This is a genomic window from Streptomyces sp. NPDC007945, from assembly GCF_042958885.1.
GTDB lineage: Bacteria > Actinomycetota > Actinomycetes > Streptomycetales > Streptomycetaceae > Streptomyces.
Genome location: NZ_JBIBJV010000011.1, coordinates 125,277 through 143,170, shown reverse-complemented (window position 1 = coordinate 143,170; position 17,894 = coordinate 125,277). Strand labels below are relative to the sequence as shown.

At 75.1% G+C, this 17,894-nt stretch carries 14 protein-coding genes and 1 riboswitch; of the genes, 3 read left to right on the top strand and 11 right to left on the bottom strand.

What is annotated here, in order from left to right; translation table 11 throughout:
- Positions 1 to 207 precede the first annotated feature (207 nt).
- From ACFZCF_RS28435 to ACFZCF_RS28425, 3 genes are all read right to left on the bottom strand, one after another.
- A complete protein-coding gene (locus ACFZCF_RS28435; RefSeq protein ID WP_388449105.1) occupies positions 208 to 936 on the bottom strand; it encodes a transglycosylase family protein in 729 nt (242 codons plus the stop codon).
- Between the two features lie 4 nt (positions 937 to 940).
- Positions 941 to 1,117: riboswitch (cyclic di-AMP (ydaO/yuaA leader) on the bottom strand.
- A gap of 264 nt (positions 1,118 to 1,381) precedes the next feature.
- On the bottom strand, positions 1,382 to 2,512 hold the full coding sequence (locus tag ACFZCF_RS28430; protein ID WP_391289751.1) for a transglycosylase family protein: 1,131 nt from the start codon (positions 2,510 to 2,512) through the stop codon (positions 1,382 to 1,384).
- A 142-nt stretch (positions 2,513 to 2,654) separates the two neighbouring features.
- Entirely contained in the window at positions 2,655 to 3,995 is a 1,341-nt protein-coding gene (locus ACFZCF_RS28425; protein WP_388449282.1) for a cytochrome P450, read from the bottom strand.
- A gap of 188 nt (positions 3,996 to 4,183) precedes the next feature.
- On the opposite strand from ACFZCF_RS28425, the gene ACFZCF_RS28420 reads away from it, so the two are divergent.
- Positions 4,184 to 5,389 carry a globin domain-containing protein gene (locus ACFZCF_RS28420; RefSeq protein ID WP_391289750.1) on the top strand — a complete coding sequence of 402 codons (1,206 nt, stop codon included), beginning with the start codon at positions 4,184 to 4,186 and terminating at the stop codon, positions 5,387 to 5,389.
- Positions 5,390 to 5,491: 102 nt separating this feature from the next.
- Here the strand turns inward: ACFZCF_RS28420 and ACFZCF_RS28415 are convergent, their stop codons facing one another.
- The 3 genes from ACFZCF_RS28415 to ACFZCF_RS28405 form a co-directional block, all read right to left on the bottom strand.
- On the bottom strand, positions 5,492 to 6,451 hold the full coding sequence (locus tag ACFZCF_RS28415) for a nucleoside triphosphate pyrophosphohydrolase (RefSeq protein WP_391289747.1): 960 nt from the start codon (positions 6,449 to 6,451) through the stop codon (positions 5,492 to 5,494).
- Between the two features lie 26 nt (positions 6,452 to 6,477).
- A complete protein-coding gene (locus ACFZCF_RS28410) occupies positions 6,478 to 7,170 on the bottom strand; it encodes a SurA N-terminal domain-containing protein (protein WP_391289745.1) in 693 nt (230 codons plus the stop codon).
- Between the two features lie 122 nt (positions 7,171 to 7,292).
- Complete coding sequence (locus ACFZCF_RS28405) at positions 7,293 to 8,288, bottom strand: glycosyltransferase (RefSeq protein WP_391289743.1); 996 nt, start codon at positions 8,286 to 8,288, stop codon at positions 7,293 to 7,295.
- 126 nt (positions 8,289 to 8,414) lie between these two features.
- On the opposite strand from ACFZCF_RS28405, the gene ACFZCF_RS28400 reads away from it, so the two are divergent.
- Complete coding sequence (locus ACFZCF_RS28400) at positions 8,415 to 10,877, top strand: YfhO family protein (RefSeq protein WP_391289741.1); 2,463 nt, start codon at positions 8,415 to 8,417, stop codon at positions 10,875 to 10,877.
- A gap of 11 nt (positions 10,878 to 10,888) precedes the next feature.
- On the opposite strand, the gene ACFZCF_RS28395 is transcribed toward ACFZCF_RS28400, so the two are convergent.
- The 5 genes from ACFZCF_RS28395 to ACFZCF_RS28375 form a co-directional block, all read right to left on the bottom strand.
- On the bottom strand, positions 10,889 to 11,833 hold the full coding sequence (locus ACFZCF_RS28395) for a helix-turn-helix domain-containing protein (protein ID WP_391289739.1): 945 nt from the start codon (positions 11,831 to 11,833) through the stop codon (positions 10,889 to 10,891).
- Between the two features lie 370 nt (positions 11,834 to 12,203).
- Positions 12,204 to 12,608, bottom strand: coding sequence for a VOC family protein (locus tag ACFZCF_RS28390; protein ID WP_388449121.1), 405 nt, complete (start codon positions 12,606 to 12,608; stop codon positions 12,204 to 12,206).
- A 56-nt stretch (positions 12,609 to 12,664) separates the two neighbouring features.
- A complete protein-coding gene (locus ACFZCF_RS28385) occupies positions 12,665 to 14,254 on the bottom strand; it encodes a protein kinase (RefSeq protein WP_391289737.1) in 1,590 nt (529 codons plus the stop codon).
- Positions 14,251 to 14,850 carry a hypothetical protein gene (locus tag ACFZCF_RS28380; RefSeq protein ID WP_391289735.1) on the bottom strand — a complete coding sequence of 200 codons (600 nt, stop codon included), beginning with the start codon at positions 14,848 to 14,850 and terminating at the stop codon, positions 14,251 to 14,253. Before ACFZCF_RS28380 ends, ACFZCF_RS28385 begins: the two co-directional genes overlap by 4 nt.
- 78 nt (positions 14,851 to 14,928) lie before the next feature.
- Complete coding sequence (locus ACFZCF_RS28375; protein WP_391289734.1) at positions 14,929 to 16,986, bottom strand: N-6 DNA methylase; 2,058 nt, start codon at positions 16,984 to 16,986, stop codon at positions 14,929 to 14,931.
- 189 nt (positions 16,987 to 17,175) lie between these two features.
- On the opposite strand from ACFZCF_RS28375, the gene ACFZCF_RS28370 reads away from it, so the two are divergent.
- Positions 17,176 to 17,892 (top strand): hypothetical protein, encoded by a 717-nt coding sequence (locus ACFZCF_RS28370; protein ID WP_388449130.1) that lies wholly within the window; start codon positions 17,176 to 17,178, stop codon positions 17,890 to 17,892.
- Positions 17,893 to 17,894 lie beyond the last annotated feature (2 nt).

The following is a 17,894-nucleotide window of genomic DNA, read 5'->3' as shown; positions in this document are numbered from 1 at the left end:
GGCGCTCCAGCCAGCCGACCGCCCGTCCCCTGGGACGAAAAAGGGCCCAAGAGCATGCAGGAGGGGACGAAAGGACCGTGAACTACTGGACGGTAACGACGGAACCCCGGTCCCGAGCCACGGGGGAAGGGGCTCGGGACCGGGGTGGTCACCGCGGGAGGGTCGTCGGGCGCCGGTGAGCCGCCGGACTCACCGGTGCCGCGGGGCTCACTTCAGGTGGAGCTGCTGACCCGGGTAGATCAGGTCGGCGTTCTCGACGACGTCCTCGTTGAGCTCGAAGAGCTCGGCCCAGCCGCCGTCGACGCCCTGCGCCTTGGCGATCTTGCTGAGGGTGTCGCCGGCCACGACCTTGTACTCGCCGTCGCCCTTCTTGACCTTCTTGCCGGTCGGGGTGGTGACGGTCTTCTTGGCGGCGGCCTGCGGAGCGGCCTGGGTGCGCGGCTTCGGGGCCTGGCGCTGCTCGCTGCGGGTGGCGGGCTGCTCGGCGGAGCGCTTCGGGGCGCTCTGCTGCGGGGCGCTCTGCTGCTGCGGGGCGGCGGCCTCGGCGGCGCCACCGTCGTAGGAGGCGGAGGAGAGGCCGACGCCGCAGCTCGGCCAGGCGCCCTTGCCCTGGCCCGCGAGGACCTTCTCGGCCACGGCGATCTGCTGCGACTTGCTGGCCTGGTTGGCCGTGGGGGCGTAGGCGGTGCCGCCGTACGCGGCCCAGGTGGAGGCCGAGAACTGGAGGCCGCCGTAGTAGCCGTTGCCGGTGTTGATCGACCAGTTGCCGCCGGACTCGCACTGGGCGACGCGGTCCCACTCGGAGGCGGTGGCGGCGGAAGCGGTGCCCGCGGCCATCAGCGGGGCGGCGACGGCCGCGCCGGTGACGCCGACGAGGGCGACGACGCGGGTGGCCTTGGAGGGACGACGACGCTTGCCCGTGCCGGAGAACAGCATGGAGTTTCCTCTTCACCGACGCCTGTGAGGTGAGCTGTCGGGTTCGGGCTTGAAGAGTTCGCCCGGCCACACGTCCTTGCGTGCGGCTTCACCCCTAGCCGGTCGTTCCGTCCGTCTGGTCGACGGCCGGGACCGGCACGAACCTTGGGTCCCCCACTCCTGCCTGCGGCGCTTTCGCGACGACAGTTCCCGGCGACCGACGGCAGGACTCGGCGTTTCGGTCGACGGGGCCCGCGGTGGCGAGCGGTGACGACCGTAGACACACAGGTGCTCGAAGTTCAAAGAGGCTTACGTCGGACAAAACGCCCTTACTTGCACTCCGTCAGACCTCGTTTGCGCAGGTGAGGCCTGACGGAAGCAAAGTTTGCGGACGCGACACGCCAGTTGGGGCGAAGAGACCCATGTCTCACTTTCCTAAAAGCGGACATACACCCCTGAAGCGCCCTCACTTCGCCGCGGCGTCCGCCTTCAGCTCAAGGCTCTGACCAGGGAGGATGAGGTCCGGATCGGCCCCGACCGTCTGGCGGTTGGCGTCGTAGAGGGCGTCCCAGCCGCCGACAAGATCGTTCTCCTGAGCAATCTCCGACAGGCTGTCACCCGGCCGCACGGTGTAGGCGTCACTTGCGTCCGACTTGACGGTAGTTGATGTGACCTTGTCCGCAGCTGCGGCATGTCGCCCGTAATCCTGCATAGTGTCCGTTACGCCACTTTCCTCCGGGGCGGCCTCGCCCCGGTGCTTGCCCGTGCCCGGCGTCGCCGACGGCGCGTCAGGCGTGCCCTCCGCGCCGGGGGTCACCGGGGTGGTGGGCGCCAGGGGGGCCTCGGGGGCCTCCGGCGTGTCCTCCGGGGCGCCGGGCGTGCCCGGCGTGCCCGTGGAGGCGTCCGGGGCCGCCGGAGTGGTGCCGGTGGGCGCGTCGGGGGTGGCGGTCGCGGGCGGCGGGGTGGTGGCGCCGGCGGAAGGCGGCGTCGCGGGCGCGACGGGGGCGGTCGGGGCCGCCGGGGCCGTCGGGGCGGTGGTGCCGCTCCCCTTCTCCTCCACGGCCTCGGGGGCCCGCGGCGTCGTCTCCGTCGCCTCCTCGGCCTCCTCGACCTCGGCGGGCGCGGAGGGCACGGCGGTGCCGCCGGTCCAGTTGGACTCCGGCGCCACCCCGCCCTCGTCCTCCTGCTGGACGGCGGGGCCCGGCCGCACACCCGTGGGCTTGCCGTCGTTCTTCAGGCCCGCGATCGGGGCGCAGGTGTCCCAGTCGGTGCTGCCGGCGGAGAGCGCCACCTCGGCGACGGCGATCTGCTGGGCGCGGCTGGCGAGGTCGGGGCTGGGGGCGTACGCGAGCCCGCCGTGCCGCTCCCACGCCTCCTGCGTCATCTGGAGGCCGCCGTACGCGCCGTTGCCCAGATTGGCGCTCCACTGGCCGCCGGACTCGCAGGCGGCGACCCGGTCCCAGGTGGCCGCGTCGGCGGCGGAGGCGGAGCCGGTGGCGAGGAGCGGCAGTGCCAGGGCGGATCCGGTCACTCCGGCGGTGACGACGAGCGCGGGAGCCTGACGGGGTCGACGGTGTCGTCCGTTTCCGGAAAGCATGTCGGGGCCTTTCGCGTGACGGCGGTGACGGCGGTGACGGCCGTGGTGGGGCCGAACGTTGGCGCGAACGTAGCCGCATTCGAACGTCCGTCACAAGTCGGTGGCTTCGCGATCACGCGAAGATCACATTTCTGACACGCCGTCATCCTCCGTGTCGGGGTGCGGAAGGGGTGAACTCCACCGGAAGCGTGCGCAACCCCCTCATGATGAGCCCGCCGCGCCACCGCAGTTCGTCCGGATCGACCGCGAGCCGCAGGTCCGGCAGGCGCGTCAGGAGGGTGGCGAGCGCGGTCTGCCCCTCCAGTCGGGCGAGCGGCGCGCCCAGGCAGTAGTGGATGCCGTGCCCGTACCCGAGGTGCTGGTTGTCCTTGCGGGCGAGGTCGAGGGTGTCCGGGGCGCCGAAGCGGTCGGGGTCGCGGTCGGCGGCGGCGAGCACGACGAGGACCGGGTCCCCGGCCGGGATCGGCTGCCCGCCGATCGTGAGGGCGGTGGTCGCGTACCGCCAGGTGGCCAGCTCGACCGGCCCGTCGTAGCGCAGCAGCTCCTCGACGCCGGTCTCCAGGAGGCCGGTCCCGCCGGCGGCGAGCGCGTCCTGGAGGAGGGCGCGCTGCCCGGGGTTGCGCAGCAGGGCGTAGGTGCCGTTGCCGATGAGGTTGATGGTCGTCTCGAAGCCGGCGAAGAGGAGGACGAAGCACATGGCGACGGCCTCGGCCTCGGTGAGGTGGTCGCCGTGGTCGGAGGCCCGGATGAGTCCGGAGATGAGGTCGTCCGCGCCGTCCTGCCGCAGGGCCTCCCGCTTGCGGTGGATGAGCTCCGCCAGATACCCGCGGATCTTCTTCACCGACCGGGCGACGCCGCCACGCGGTCCGCCGCCGTGCCGGATCATCATCCCGGCCCAGTCCCGGAAGTCGTCCTGGTCCTCGGCGGGCACGCCGAGCATGTCGCAGATGGCGTAGATGGGCAGCGGGAAGGCGAACTCGTGGATGAGGTCCGCGCTGCCCCGCGCCGCGAAGTCGTCGATGAGCCGGTCGGTGAGCTCCTGCACGCGCGGCGCGAAGGCGGCGACGCGGCGCGGGGTGAAGGCCTTCGACACCAGTCGGCGCAGCCGGGTGTGGTCCGGCGGGTCGATGTTGAGGAGATGGGTCATGAGCCCGGCACTGCGCTCGCCCGGGATGCCGGTCTTGCCCGGCTCGGCGTGGTGCACCGGGTTCTTCGAGAGGCGCTGGTCGGCGAGGGCCTGCCGGGCGTCCGCGTACCGCGTGACGAGCCACGCCTCGACCCCGCTGGGCAGCGTGGTCCGCCGCACCGGCGCGTGCTCCCGCAGCCAGGCGTACGCCGGGTAGGGGTCGGCCGCGAACTCCCAGCTGAACAGGGCGGGTACGGGCCCGTCTCCGGCGCCGCCCGCCGCGCCGCCGGAGACGGGACAGCCGCCGGGGGCACCGGACGCCCCGGTCGTCGCGGCGGGGGCGGCGGCCGGGTCCACCGCGGAGGGCGTTCCGGGGTTTCCGTTCGTACCGGGCGTTCCGGGCTCTCGGGGCGTACCGGGCGTCGGGGCGGGTCCTTCACTCACTCCCCGACCGTACCGTCCGGCCCGGCGCCCCCCGCCGGCCGACCTGACGTGATCAGCGGCTGGTGATCACGTCGTGACGGGCCGTGCCCTACATTTCCCGCGTGGACCTCGCCTTGCTCAGAAGCACGTTCGCGGTCGTCGAGAGACGGGCCGAACACGCCGTCACCTACTTCTACTCACACCTCTTCTGGCGCAACCCCGGCGTACGGGCGCTCTTCCCCGAGGACATGGTCCCGCAGCGCGACCGGCTCTTCGCCGCCCTCACCCATGTGGTGACCGGGCTGGACGACCCGGGCCTGGCCGCCTATCTGGGGCGGCTGGGCCGCGACCACCGGAAGTACCTCGCCACCCCCGCCCTGTACGCGGCGGTCGGCGAGAGCCTGCTCGCCGCCTTCGCCCACACCGCCGGCTCGACGTGGACGATCGAGGCGGAGAAGGCGTGGTCGGAGGCGTACGGCCACATCGCGGACCTGATGCTGCGGGGCGCGGACGAGGCCGCCCGCACCGGGGAGCCCGCCTGGTGGGACGCGGACGTCGTCGGCCACCGGCGGCACGGCGAGGACCTCGCCGTCCTCACCCTCCGCCCCCGGCGGCCGTACCCCTTCCTCCCCGGCCAGTACGCCGGCGTCAGCTCGCTCCGGGTCCCGCGGGTGTGGCGCACGTACTCGCTCGGCAACGCGCCCCGCGCGGACGGCACCCTCGACCTGCACGTGAGCCGGATCCCCGGCGGGGTCATGTCCACGGCCCTGGTGGACGAGGTCCGGCCGGGCGAGACGCTGCGGCTGAGCGCGGCCGGCGGGGCGGCGACCCACCGGACGGCGCCGGGCGGGCTCCGTACCTACATATGCGCCGGCACGGGCTGGGCGCCGGTCAAGGCGCTCCTGGAGGAGGCCGCCGACGCCGACCCGGAGGCCGCGGGCCGGATCTTCGCGGTGGCCCGCTCCCGCGAGTACCTGTACGGGCGGGCGGAGCTGGAACGGCTGGCCACCCGGCTGCCCGGCCTGAGCGTCACGTACATCGCCTCGGCCCCCCGCCACCCGCGCGACCAGGCGACCGAACGCCTCCTCACCGCGCTGCGGGCCTGCGGCCGCTGGCCCGACCACGACGTGCACCTGGCCGGCCCGCCCGGCTTCGTCACCGAGGTAGCCGAGGTCCTGGCGGAGCTGGGCGCCGACCCGGCCCGCACCCGCCACGACCTCCTCCCGCCGGTGAGCCGCTCCGCGCCCCGGCCCGCCAGCCGCGCCGAATGGCTCCTGGAGCGCCCCGCGGCCCGCTGGCACGACCCGGCGGCCCGGGCCCCGCGCTAGGGCCTTCCGGACCGTGCCGGGCCCGCGGCGCCCGGCACGCACTCCCGAGGAGGGGCGCCCCCAGCCGCGCCGTCGCCCCGGGCCCCGTCGCCGGGGACCGGCTCAGACGCCCTCCGCCACCCGGATCGCGTCCCGGTACGCCCGGGCCGCCGCGCGCAGCGCCGCCTCCGGGTCCACGCCCTCGGCCTCCGCGCGGACCGCGAGCGCCAGGAGCTCGTACCCGATGCCCTCGCCGTGCGGCGGCGGCGCGTCGAGGCCCGCGGTGCGGACGCGGCTCGCGAGCTTGGCCGCGAGTGCGAGGCCGGGCTGGCCGACGGGGACGCCGTCCGTCACCGACTCCCTGCGCTTCACCTCGGCCTTGGTGCGCAGCCAGTGGGCGCGGACGTCCTCGGGGGTCTCGGCGGTCGCGTCGCCGAAGATGTGGGGGTGGCGCTGGATCAGCTTCTCGACGAGTCCCGCGGCCACGTCGTCGACGGAGAACGGCTCCTCGGCGTCCTCCTCGGCGATCCGCGCGTGGAAGACGACCTGGAGGAGGACGTCCCCCAGCTCCTCGCGCAGCTCGTGCCGGTCGCCCGTCTCGATCGCCTCGACGAGCTCGTACGCCTCCTCGATGGCGTACTTGGCGAGCCCCTGGTGGGTCTGGAGCGAGGACCAGGGGCACTGGCGCCGGATGACGTCCATGATCTGCACGAGGTCGAGGAGCCGGGCGCCGGGGAGGTCGTAGGAGCCGGGCAGCAGCTCCAGGTCGGGCATGGCGACCCGGCCGGAGCCGGCGAGCCGGGCGAGGCCGTCGGTGAGCGCCCGGTCGCCCTCGCCGGAGGGCAGCACCAGGACGGTGCGGCCGCCGGCGCAGGCGGTGGCCAGCTCCTCCGCGGTGGGGCGGACGTGCTCGACGGCGACGCCCGCCTCCCGCAGGTACGGCAGCTGGGGGTGGTGCTCGTCGGGGCAGAGCACCCGGTCGGCGTCCCGCAGCGCCTGCCAGGCGGGCCAGGACAGCAGTCCGGGCGCCACCCGGTGGCTGGCGGTGAGCAGGACGACGCGGCCGGGGTTCTCGGAAGTCACCCTCCGAACCTACCCCGGGGCCGGGCTCAGCCGGGAAGCTGCTCCGGTCCCGCGGCCGCCGGGTCCTTCGAGACCTTCAGGAGCCACGGGGCCGTGTCGGCGCCGGTGTCGAGCTGGACCTTGGTGTCGTCCCAGGCGCCGTAGCGGGGGTTCACGTCGATGTCGAGGGAGGCGGAGGCGTCGGCGAAGAGCGCCTGGAGCTTCTGCTGGCCCTCGGGGGTCTCGGCGATCCCCTGCTTCTCGATGATCTTCGTCATGAGGACGTTGCGGCGGACGACCTCGTCGACCTGGCCGGGGGCGACGCCCTGCTGCTGGAGCAGGAGGGCCGCCAGGCCGTCCTCGCCGCCGTTCTCGCGGACGAAGGCCTCGCGGGTCTCCTGGAGCTCGGCGCGGCTGGCGGTGACGCCCTGGTCGGCGGCGACCTTGTCGAGGATCCGGTCGAAGATCATGCCGTTGAGCTTCTGCCGGCCGAGGTCGCCGGTGGCGGCGATCAGCTCGGCGGACTGCGGGGACTTCGCCTGGGCGTCCCGGGCGGCCTTCACCTGGGCCTGGAGGGCGGAGACGTCGATCCGCTCGCCGCCGACGACGGCCGCGGCGCCCGGATGGGCCTCGCCGCCGCACGCGGTGAGCAGCGGGGCCGCGGCGAGGAACGCGGCGGAGAGGGCGAGCGCGGTGCGGCGGCGTGCGGGGCGGTCGTGGCGGCGGTCGCGGCGGTGCAAAGGAGCCTCCCGGGCTGGTCGTGCGTCAGTTGGACGACCTTGCGGTGATCGATGTTAGGGAGTCGCCGGGACCGTAGCCACTACTTCGCGGGGACAACTTCCCTGTCACCGCGTCACGGGGGTCACTTCCGGACGACCGTCTCCCACAACGAGGCACCCGCCGCCCGGGTGTCGGCCCGGGCCCCCTCCGTCTCCCGGCCCGTGTGCGTCTCGGCGACCAGGTAGTGCGGCCGCCGCTTCACCTCGTAGTAGATGCGGCCGACGTACTCGCCGATCAGGCCGACCATGACCATCTGGACGCCGGCGAGGGCGGTGACGGCGACGAGGAGGGTGACGTAGCCGGGCGTGTCGACGCCGTTGGCCAGGGCGTCGGCGACGATCCAGGCGGCGTAGGCGAGGGCCAGGGAGACGAGCAGCAGGCCCAGGTAGACGGCGGCGCGCAGCGGCTTGTTGTTGAAGGAGAGGAGGCCGTCGAGGCCGTAGTTGAGGAGCTTGCCGAAGGTCCACTTGGACCGGCCCTCCTCGCGCACCGCGTTCTCGTAGGCGAAGGTCGTGGTCCGGAAGCCGACCCAGGAGAACAGGCCCTTGGAGAAGCGGTTGTACTCGCCGAGCCCGAGGACCGCGTCGACGGTGCGCCGGGACAGCAGGCGGAAGTCGCCCACGCCGTCGACGAGTTCGACGTCGACGAGCCGGTTGATCGCCCGGTAGTAGAGGCGGGCGGTGAGGGTCCGGGTGACCCGGTCGCCCTCGCGGGTGCGGCGGGCGACGACCTGGTCGTACCCCTCGGCGTGCAGCGCGACCATGCGGTGCACCAGCTCGGGCGGGTGCTGGAGGTCCGCGTCCATGATGACGACGGCGTCGCCGGCCGCGTGCCGGAGTCCGGCCAGCATGGCGGCCTCCTTGCCGAAGTTGCGGCTGAAGGAGACGAAGCGGACCCGGGCGGGGTCGGCGGCGGCGAGGTCCCGCAGGATCGGGAGGGTCCGGTCGCGGCTTCCGTCGTCCACGTACACGAGCTCGAAGTCGCCCTCCAGGGCGTCGAGTTCCTTGATCACGTGGTCGTGGAAGCGGGCGAGGACGTCCTCCTCGTTGAAGCAGGGGACGACGAGAGAGAGCAGCACACCGGTCACCCAAAGGCAGGCCGGTGACCCTCCCTCCCCGCCGGAGTGACGCCGAGACGACCATTGCGTGAACTGCCCCGCGCCGGTCGCCTCCCGCCCCTCCGGCGCTGCGATATTCGACCCGCCATGCGAACTGTCTTGCGAATCCCGTCCCGTGCCGTCCCGCCCGCCGTCGTCCCGTCCCCCGCCGCCCCGGACGCCTCCGGCCCGGCCCCCGCGCGCCGCGCCACGGCCGGCGCCGCCGGGCTGGCCGGCGTCCTCGCCGTCGCCGCCGTCTGCGCCGGGGACGCGGTGGCCCGGGTCTTCCCCTTCGGCCCGCGCCACCGGTCCGTGAACGACCTGGCCAACCAGTTCGTCCCCTTCCACGCGCACCTCTGGGACCTGCTGCGCGGCCGCGCCGACGGCGGCCCGCTGCTCGACTGGCGGGCGGGCTGGGGCACCAGCTTCCTCCCGGACTACGGCACCTACCTGTCGAGCCCGCTCGCGCCGCTGGTCGCGCTGGCCCCGCGCGCGGACGTCGAGTACGCCGTCTACGCCCTGACCGTCCTCAAGACGGCCCTGGCGGCCGCCGCGACCGCCCTCCTCCTCCGCCGCCTCTCGACCGCCCCCGCCTGGTGGTGGCCCGCCCTCCTCGGCGCCGGATACGCCCTGTGCGGCTGGTCCCTGGTGGAGGGCGCCTACAACCCGATGTGGCTCGACGGCCTGATCGCCTTCCCGCTGCTCTGCCTGGTCGCCGAGTGGGCCCGCGAGGGCGTCCGCCCGCTGCTGTCGGTGGCGACCGTGGCGGTCTGCTGGACGGCGAACTTCTACACGGCGTACATGGCGACCCTCGGCGCCGCCCTCTTCCTCCTCGCCCGCCTCGCGACGGCCGGCCCCCGCCACCTCCGGGCACCCGTCCGGGCCGCCGTCACCACGGTCCTCGGCGTCGGACTCGCCGCGCCCGTCCTCGCCCCCGTGCTCCTCTCCACGCGGCAGGCGCACCCCGGCGTCGTACGGGACTTCGCGGCGGCGGGCGCGGCCGACGCGCTGGCACGACTGCTGCCGGGGACGTACGGCTTCTCCACACCGGCCGCCTTCGTCGCCGCCCCGGTGCTGCTGCTCGCCGCGACGCTCGCCTTCCGGCGTGACGTGCCGGGACGGGAGCGACGGGTGTGGACCGGGCTCGTCCTCGCCGTCGCCCTCTCCTTCCAGTGGGGCCCCACCCACCTGGTGTGGCACCTCTTCGCGACCCCCAACGGCAGCCCGTACCGGCAGACCTTCGTCCTCGCCGGGCTCCTGGTGATCGCCGCGTACACCGGCCTCGCCCACGGCCTGCCCGGCCGCCGCGCCCTCGCCGCGGGATCCTCGGCGGTCCTGGCCCTCACGGCCGCCGCCCTCCCCAGCGAGCTCGCCACCCGCCCCGCGCTGCTCCTCGCCCTCACCGGCCTCGCCGCGACCGCGGGCGCCCTCGCCCTGCCCCGCCGGCGCCGGTACGCCGCCCTCACCGCGCTGCTCGTCACCGGCGCGCTCCTGGGCCAGGCCGCCGCGACGACCGCGTACGCCGACCGCCGGCGCCTCGCCCACCTCGACGACTACCCGCCGTACGGCCCCGAGCAGGAACGCCGGGCGGCGGCCCTCGCGGCGGCCGACGGCTGGCCCGCGTACCGCACCGACTCCGGTCTCCCCCGGGTCGCCGGGAACGACCCGCTGCTCCTCGGCGGCCAGGGCGCCGCGTACTACAGCAGCCACACGCCCGCCGCCCTCACCGGGCTGCTCACCGCCCTCGGCGGCGGCTGGACCTCCCGCGGCCGCAACCTCCAGAGCCTCGACAACCCGGTCGTGGACGCCCTGTTCGCCGTCGGCGCCCGCTGGCGGGACGGCGGGGTGGCGCGGACGGACACGGTCCTGCCGCTCGTGACGGTACGGCCCCCGGGCCCGGCACCGGCCTTCGGACCGTCCCCTTTCCGCAACCAGGAACTCCTCCTCGGCGCCCGGGTGTACGCCGCCCCGTCCGCCGGAGCCTGCCCGGTCGGCACGGAGGTCTTCCTCTGGGCGCCCGAGCGCACCGGCCCGGCCCGCCTCGGCGGCGGTGCCCCGGTACGGCTCCTCGGCGGCGGGCCCAAGCGCCGGGCCGCGCTCGCCTCCCTGGGCGTCCAGACCGCACCCGGCGTCCGCCCGCAGGTGCCGGACGGCCGGGGCCCGGCGGAACTCGGCTGCCTGGACCGGACCCGGCTGCGGACCGCCGTGGACGCGCTGCGGAGCTCTGCGGCGGTCACCGTCGCCCCCACCACGACCGGCCTCACGGCCCGCTTCCCGCACCCCGTGACCGGCACGGCGCTGATCGCCGCCCCCGCGATCCCCGGCTGGAGCTGCGGGGGCCGGACGGTGGAGCCCTACGCCGGTCTGCTCGCCGTCCCGGTCACCGGCGCCACCACCCTGAGCTGCGCCTTCCGGCCGCCGGGGCTGCTGCCCGGCCTGGCGGCGGCCGGTGTCTCCGTGCTGGTGCTCGTGGGTCTGGCGGCGGCGCGGCGGGGTCAGCGGCGGCGGGCCCTGCGGACCAGCGGCACGCCCCCGGCGGCGCAGAGCGCGGCCGACGCGGCGACGGCCTGACCGACGCGGTGTCAGGCGGCGGTGTCCACGCTGCCCGCTTCGCAGTGTTCGCAGAGGCCGGGCGTCGAGGAGCGGAACGTGCGGTCGGAGTCGTCGCAGGACATGAAGACGGGTACGTCGTGGATCTCGATGCCCCCGCGCGGGGCGGCGGGCCGCGGGTCGGGGGGCGGGAGGAAGCGCGCGGGCGGAAGGAAGTGGTCCAGCCGATGGGCGAGCAGGCCGGCCGGGTGCGTCATCGGGACCGGCAGGCAGGCCGTGAGCGCCCCGGTGATCTCCTCGTCGTCCATCGCCCGCGCGAACCACCGCCGCACGCCGGGCGCCAGGCGGACGACGTCCCGTGACGAGAGCATCAGCCGGGGGTCCACGCGGCTCAGCGAGCGCAGGAGCCGGGTGGCGCGGTCGTCCGGCACCGGGGGCTCGGCGGCCGGCTTCGCCCGGAGGGGCCTCACGGGCGGCGGCACCGTCTCCCTCGCGGGCTCGGGGTCCGGGACGGGGGTCCGGTCGGGCTCCGGGACGGGGGTCCGGTCGGGATCGGGGTCGGGGGTCCGGTCGGGATCGGGGTCGGGGGTCCGGTCGGGATCGGGGTCGGGATCCGGGTCGATGTCCTCGTCCTCGGCCGGGCGGGCCGTGTTGCGCGAGACCGTACGGGTCACCAGGCGGCCGCCGGGGAGGCGCACCCGGCGCCGTTCGAGGTAGCCGGCGGCCTCCAGTTCGCGCAGGGCGGCGGCCACGCGGACCTCGCCTTCCGAGGCGGCGGCCGTCAGGGCGCGGATGCTGATGTTCGTCCCGTCGGGCAGCGACTGGATGAAGCCACCGAGGCCGCGTGCGACGAAGGAGAGGCGCGGGTCCCGGAGGAGGCCGTTGCTGATGCGGGTGGATTCGGACTCCGCCAGGGGGACGTTGTCGTGGATGACGCCACCGCGCGCGGAGGGCGCGCTAAGGTGCTGGGTGTCCATCGGGAAGGTCTCTCTTCCTCGTTGGTCAGGCCCTCGATCGGGATGGCCGTCCCGGCCGGGGGCCGAACTTTTTCAGTTGGGGTCGGCGTGAGCATATGCCAGGAAACCGCCCCGGAATCCAGTCGAGTTGGTCAGATTCCCCCGGGAGTGTGACGTCGCGTTCTCGGCTGACGCGTGGGGGGTCGGGGGGTGGGTCGGTACCACCCTCTCCCTCCCCCCTGATAACCCCCCAGGAAGATCTCGCGCAGCGCCGCCCCGCGGCTCCTCACGACCCGGTGCGGTCAGGAGGAACGGCCGGGAGCGCTCGCTCCCGGCCGTGCGCCCGGATCCCGGCCGTGGAGCCGGAGCTCCTGGATCCGGGATCCGGGGATCAGGGGCGCGCGTACGGCACCGTCATGATCTCCATGTTGTGGCCGTCCGGGTCATCGAAGTACGCGCCCCGGCCGCCGAAGAGGCCGTTCACCTCGTGCGGCTGCCGGTGGGCCGGGTCCGCGTAGTAGGTGACGCCGGCCGCCTCCAGGCGGCCGATCATCGCGTCGAAGTCCTCGTCCCGTACGAGGAAGGCGTAGTGCTGGCTCTCGATGGGGCCCTCGGGCGCCTGGTAGAAGTCGAGCGTCACGCCGTTGGCGAGGTCGACGGGGAGGAACGGGCCGAAGGGGGCGCCCACCCGGAGGCCGAGGATCCCGGCGAGGAAGTCGGCGGAGGCCGAGCGGTCGGAGGAGAGGACGACGGTGTGGTTCAGCTGGACGGAAGGCTGGTCGGAAGGAAGTGTCACGGTTTCGACCGTACGTGACGCCTCCCGTCCACGCCCAGCGCGGAGGGGCCGAACAGTCAGGTGTGGTGGTCCAGTTGGCGCTGGTGCTCCAGGGTGCGGCGCAGCTCCGCCGCGAGCGGGTGGTACGCCCCGTAGAGCCGCTCCGCGTCCAGCAGGAGCCGGCTCAGCTCCGCCTGCCCCTCCTCGTGGCGCCCGGTCGCCAGGAGCAGCAGCCCGGTGCGGCGCCGGATGTCGAGGGCCCGGCCGGGGTCCCGCGCCGCGCCCTGCTCGAAGGCGGGGAGGACCGCGCGGAAGGCGGCGAGCGCCTCGGCGGTCTCGCCGAGCTGCTCCAGGCAGAGCGCGATGTCGTAGCCGAACTGGGCGTTGCCCGGGTCGTCGGCGGCGAGCCGGCGCAGCTCGGGCAGGGCCCGCCGGTACTGGCCGTCGTCGAGGAGCGTGGAGGCGTACTGCTTGCGCAGGATGCGGACGACCGGGGAGCCCTCGCCGTGCTCGGCGGCGGCGGCCGGGAGGATCCCGCCGAGGACGTCGACGGCCTGGGTGAGGGCGCCCTCGCCGAGGAGCCGCTTCACCTCCTCCACGGCGCCCGCCACGTCCGCGCGGCGGGGCGGTTCGGCGGGGGCGGGGGGCCGGTCGGGGACGGAGACCCGGGGATCCACCACGGCGGGCGGGGCGGACGGGGGCCCGGCCGGCGCCTGGACCTGCGGCCGGACCGGGGGCTGGACCCGCGGGGGCCCGGGGGTGGCCGGCCAGGGCGCGTGCGGGCGCAGGAAGGGGCGGGTGGGGTCCATGGGGCCGGAGGGGGCGCCGCGCGCGGGGAGCAGCGGCAGCAGCGCCTCGTACACCTCGTGCGCGCCGGACGGGCGGTCGGCCGGGTCCTTGGCGAGGAGCCGCAGGACGAGGGCTTCGAGGGGCTCGGGGACCTCGGGGCGGACCTGGCGCAGCGGGAGCGGCGGCTCGTGGAGGTGGCGGTGGAGGACGCCGAGGGCGGTGGAGCCGGCGAACGGCACGTTCCCGGAGAGGAGTTCGTGGAGCAGCACGCCGAGCGCGTAGAGGTCGGTGCGCGGGCCGACGGCACCGCCCATGGCCTGCTCGGGCGCCATGTAGGCGGGGCTGCCGATGGGTTCGCCGGTGTGGGTGAGGCGGGTGGTGTCGGAGTCGAGGACGGAGGCGACCCCGAGGTCGAGGACGGTGAGGGAGCCGTCGGGGCGGATCATCACGTTCCGCGGCTTGAGGTCGCGGTGGACGATCGGGACGGCGTGGACGGCGGCGAGCACCGAGCACACCTGGGCGGCGACGCAGACCGCCCACTCCCAGGGGTACGGGTCGTGTTCGGCGAGGTGGTCGGCGAGGTCGGCACCGTCGACGTACTGCATGACGAGGTACAGGTCGTCACCGTCGCTGCCGGCGTCGTGGACGGTGACCAGGCCGGGGTGGTCGACGCGGGCCGTGACGCGGCACTCGCGGACGAAGCGGCGGCGCAATTCGTCGGCGGCGGTGCGCGGGCCGGTGAGGGCGGCGGGGCTGAGGAGCTTGACCGCCACGCGGCGGTCGAGGCGGGTGTCGTACGCGGTCCACACCTGGCCCATGCCGCCCTGGCCGAGGACGGTGGCCAGCTCGTACCGCCCGCCGACGACCCGGCCGTTCACCTGCCCTCCTCCTTGCGGAGGAGGTCGCTCAACTCGTCCAGTTCGGCGCGGACCTGGTCGATGCGGGGGGACGGCGGGGCGGCCGGGGGCGGCGTCCGCGGCGGGTACGGACGGGGCTCCGGCGGCTGCGCGTACGGGTTCGGGAGCGGGTTCAGGTGCGGGGACGGGCTCGGGGCCGTGGTCGCCGTGCCCGGGTACGCGGGCGGATAGCCGTACCCGGGTACCGGCGCGGGCGCGGGAGGCAGCGGGGCCGGGAGGGGGGCGGGGGCGTGGTGGTGGCGGGTGTCGACGATGAGGTAGTAGCAGACCACCGCGACCATCTGGACGAGCAGCGCGATCATGCCCGCCGTGTTCATCCACGTGCCGGCGAAGCGCTGTTCGAGCGGGACCACGCACGCGATGTTGAGGAGGAGCTGGGTCCAGAAGAGGGCCCAGTCCCGTCCCGTGCGGCGCATGATCGCGATCCGGAGCATCGCGACCCAGGCGAGGAAGCCGAGGGAGACGACGGCGAGGACGGTGAGGAGCACGCGGACGGCGACGGCCCCGGCGGACGAACCGCCCGGTCTCGGCGCGGAAGCGGGCGGCGGTCCGTACATGCGTTTCCCCCCAGGAAGCTGATCAGGCTACGAGGGTAAGGGACCGGGCGGAGGCCGTCACTCGAACCCGACGGGTCGTCACTCGGACCGGACGCTCCCGTCGGCGAGGCCGTCGTAGAGGCCCTGGACGAGCTGTTCGCCCAGCCGGGAGGCGAGCCGGAGCGCCTCCTCGAAGTCGGCGAGGGCGCGGTACTGGGCGCCGTGCCGGCGCTGGTCCGCGAGCGGCAGCCGGGGCAGCTGGAGGCGGCGGACGTCGAGCCGGGTCGCGGTCGAGGCGAAGCTGCTGGCCTGCCGGTTGTTGGCGGTGCCGCGCAGGAAGCCGGCGAGGAACCAGGGGTCGAGGGCGGCCGGGTCGGGGCGGAGCAGCTGGAGACCGCGGCCGAGGGCGGCGCCGGCGGTGGCGGCGTCGACGACCCGGGCGGACGGGCCGCCGCCGAGGACGGGCACGACGACGTCGTCCTCGGCGACGAGGACGGGTTCCTCCGCCCGGCCGTCGGCGGCCTCCGGGAGGGTGCCGGAGGGGGCGCCTCCGCTGAGGACGTCGTGCTCGGTGAGGACGGCGACCTCGCGGCCCGCGGGGGCGGTGCCCTGGCCGCCGGTGTGGAGGCGGAGGGCGCCGGTGCGGGCCAGTTCGCCGACGGTGGTGAGCGGGCGCGGCTCGGGAGGGGTGGGCGCGGGCCGGGGCACGGCGCCCAGGGTGCGGCGCAGGGTCTCGTCCAGGCGGTCGCGGACGGCGGCGAGTTCGGCGGCGGAGCCGCCGGCGTCGGGTGCGGCGAGGTAGCGGGCCGGGGCCAGGTCGACCTCGTCGTCGAGGAGTTCGATGACGGGGACGGCGCGGGCGACGGACGCGTCGGCGGCGCGGCCGGCCCAGGCGTCGAGGACCGCGTTCTGCAGGGTGGTCCAGGGGAGCTTGTCGCGGCCCGCGTCGGGCACGAGCCCGGCGGTGTCGACGAAGAGGGCCTCGGCCGGGGGCCGGCGGTCGGGGGCCGGGCGGACGAGGACCCACAGGTGGAGCGGGATGCCGTACGGGGGCGCGGCGCCGGCCGGGAGGGCGACGACGGCCCGCAGGGCGCCGCGGCGCAGCAGGTCGGCGCGGACCCGGCGGCCGGAGCGGCGGGAGGCGACGGCGGGCGGCATGAGGAGGACGGCGGTGCCGCCGTCGCGGAGCCGGGCCAGGGCGTGCTGGACCCAGGCGAGCTCGGACTCGGTGCGGGCGGGGAAGCCGTACTCCCAGCGGGGGTCGTAGGCGAGCTCGTCGTGGCCCCAGGCGCGCTCGTTGAACGGCGGGTGGGCGAGGACGGTGTCGGCGCGCAGCGCGGGGAAGGCGTCGGCGCGGAGGGTGTCGCCGGCGGCGGAGCGGATGTCGGCGTCGCCGTGGAGGGCGAGGCGGAGCGCGGAGAGCGCGGCCAGTTCGGGGTCGGCGTCCTGGAGGGCGAGTTCGGCCGGGTGGGCGGCGGCGCGGAGCAGGCCGCCGGTGCCGGAGGCGGGGTCGAGGAAGACGGTCGCGGGCGGGTCGCCGGCGTCGGCGGTCGCGGCGGCGGCGAGGGCGGCCATCAGCTCGGCGAGCGGCGGCGGGGTGAGCGTGTACTGGCGCGGGTTGGCATCCAGGTGGCGGCCGAGGAGGAACTCGAAGCAGGGGCGGGGCCCGCCGAGCTCGGCGGCGAGCTCGGTCGCGGCGCGCAGGAGGGGCACGGCGGGTGCCAGTTCGGCGGCGGTGGGGGTGCGCACGGCGCGCGGGAGGCCGAGGCGGGCGGTGAGGACCTCTTCGAGGGCGCCGGGAAGGGCCGCGGCGAGGCGCTCGTCGGGCAGGGCGGTCAGGGCGGCGAGGCCGGGGGCGCGCTCGCGCAGGAGCAGCAGGACGCAGCCGGTGTGGACGAGGCCGGCGACCGTGCCGGCGGGGTGCCCGGCGAGCTGCTGCCAGACGCGCTCGCGGAGCGGGACCTCGGCGAGCTTGCCCTGGTCGCGGAGCCAGCGCTCGACCTCGGCGAGGGAGAAGGAGGGGCTGGTGTCGGTGCCGCCCACCGGCTTGGGGAAGTCGGCGTGACGACGGCGCCAGTTGCTGACGGCGGCCCTGCCGACGCCCGCGAGCCGGGCGATGCCGGCGGCGGTGACCTCTGTAGCGCTGTCCTCGGGCACCTGCACCCTCCGTCCGTTCTGTGGGGAACTCCGAGCACATCGAGCATACCGACGAACCCCGTTCACGGTGTGAGCCGATTCGAAATTCGTGAACACGGTTGACTCGGTTCACAAGCTCTGCTGTGATTACGTCATCGAAGCACGGAGTCCGTAGGAATCCTCCTCGACACCTGAAAGGTGTTCACAGCCATGTCGAAGTCGCAGACGCAGCAGCGCAACTGGTTCGCCCGCCACAAGCTCCTCACCGCGGCCGGCGCGGTCGTGGTCGTCGTCGCCATCGGCGCGGCGATGGGCGGGGGCGGCGAGGACGCGAAGACCCCCGAGGCGAAGTCCTCCGCCCCGGCCGCCTCCGGCTCGAAGGACTCCGGGGGCTCCGCCTCCCAGGCACCGGAGAAGCCGAAGGCCGCCACTGTGGACGGCGACGGCGACTTCGAGGTCGGCTCCGACGTGAAGCCCGGCCTCTACCGCTCGACGGGCAACAAGGACGCCGAGTGCTACTGGGAGCGCGCCAAGGACGCGAGCGGCGAGGTCGACTCGATCCTCGCGAACGACAACGTGACCGGTACGGCCTACGTCGAGATCAAGGCCTCCGACAAGCTCTTCAAGTCCACGAGCTGCGGCACCTGGGAGGCCGTCGACCCCAAGGCCACCGGCACCCCCTCCGGCACCACCCTCAAGGGCTCCGCCGGCATGCTCAAGGTCGGCGTCGACATCGCCCCCGGCACCTACAAGTCCACCGGCAACAAGGACGCCGAGTGCTACTGGGAGCGGGCCAAGGACGCCACCCACGGCGTCGACTCGATCCTCGCCAACGACAACGTGACGGGCACGGCCGTCGTCAAGATCACCCCGAAGGACGCCTACTTCAAGACGGCGGGCTGCGGCGACTGGACGAAGACGGGCTGACC

Excerpts from the sequence above, each read along its gene's own strand:
- ACFZCF_RS28435 (WP_388449105.1), bottom strand. The coding sequence starts at position 936 with ATGCTGTTCTCCGGCACGGGCAAGCGTCGTCGTCCCTCCAAGGCCACC.
- ACFZCF_RS28430 (WP_391289751.1), bottom strand. The coding sequence starts at position 2,512 with ATGCTTTCCGGAAACGGACGACACCGTCGACCCCGTCAGGCTCCCGCG.
- ACFZCF_RS28400 (WP_391289741.1), top strand. The coding sequence starts at position 8,415 with ATGCGAACTGTCTTGCGAATCCCGTCCCGTGCCGTCCCGCCCGCCGTC.
- ACFZCF_RS28395 (WP_391289739.1), bottom strand. The coding sequence starts at position 11,833 with ATGGACACCCAGCACCTTAGCGCGCCCTCCGCGCGCGGTGGCGTCATC.
- ACFZCF_RS28380 (WP_391289735.1), bottom strand. The coding sequence starts at position 14,850 with ATGTACGGACCGCCGCCCGCTTCCGCGCCGAGACCGGGCGGTTCGTCC.
- ACFZCF_RS28370 (WP_388449130.1), top strand. The coding sequence starts at position 17,176 with ATGTCGAAGTCGCAGACGCAGCAGCGCAACTGGTTCGCCCGCCACAAG.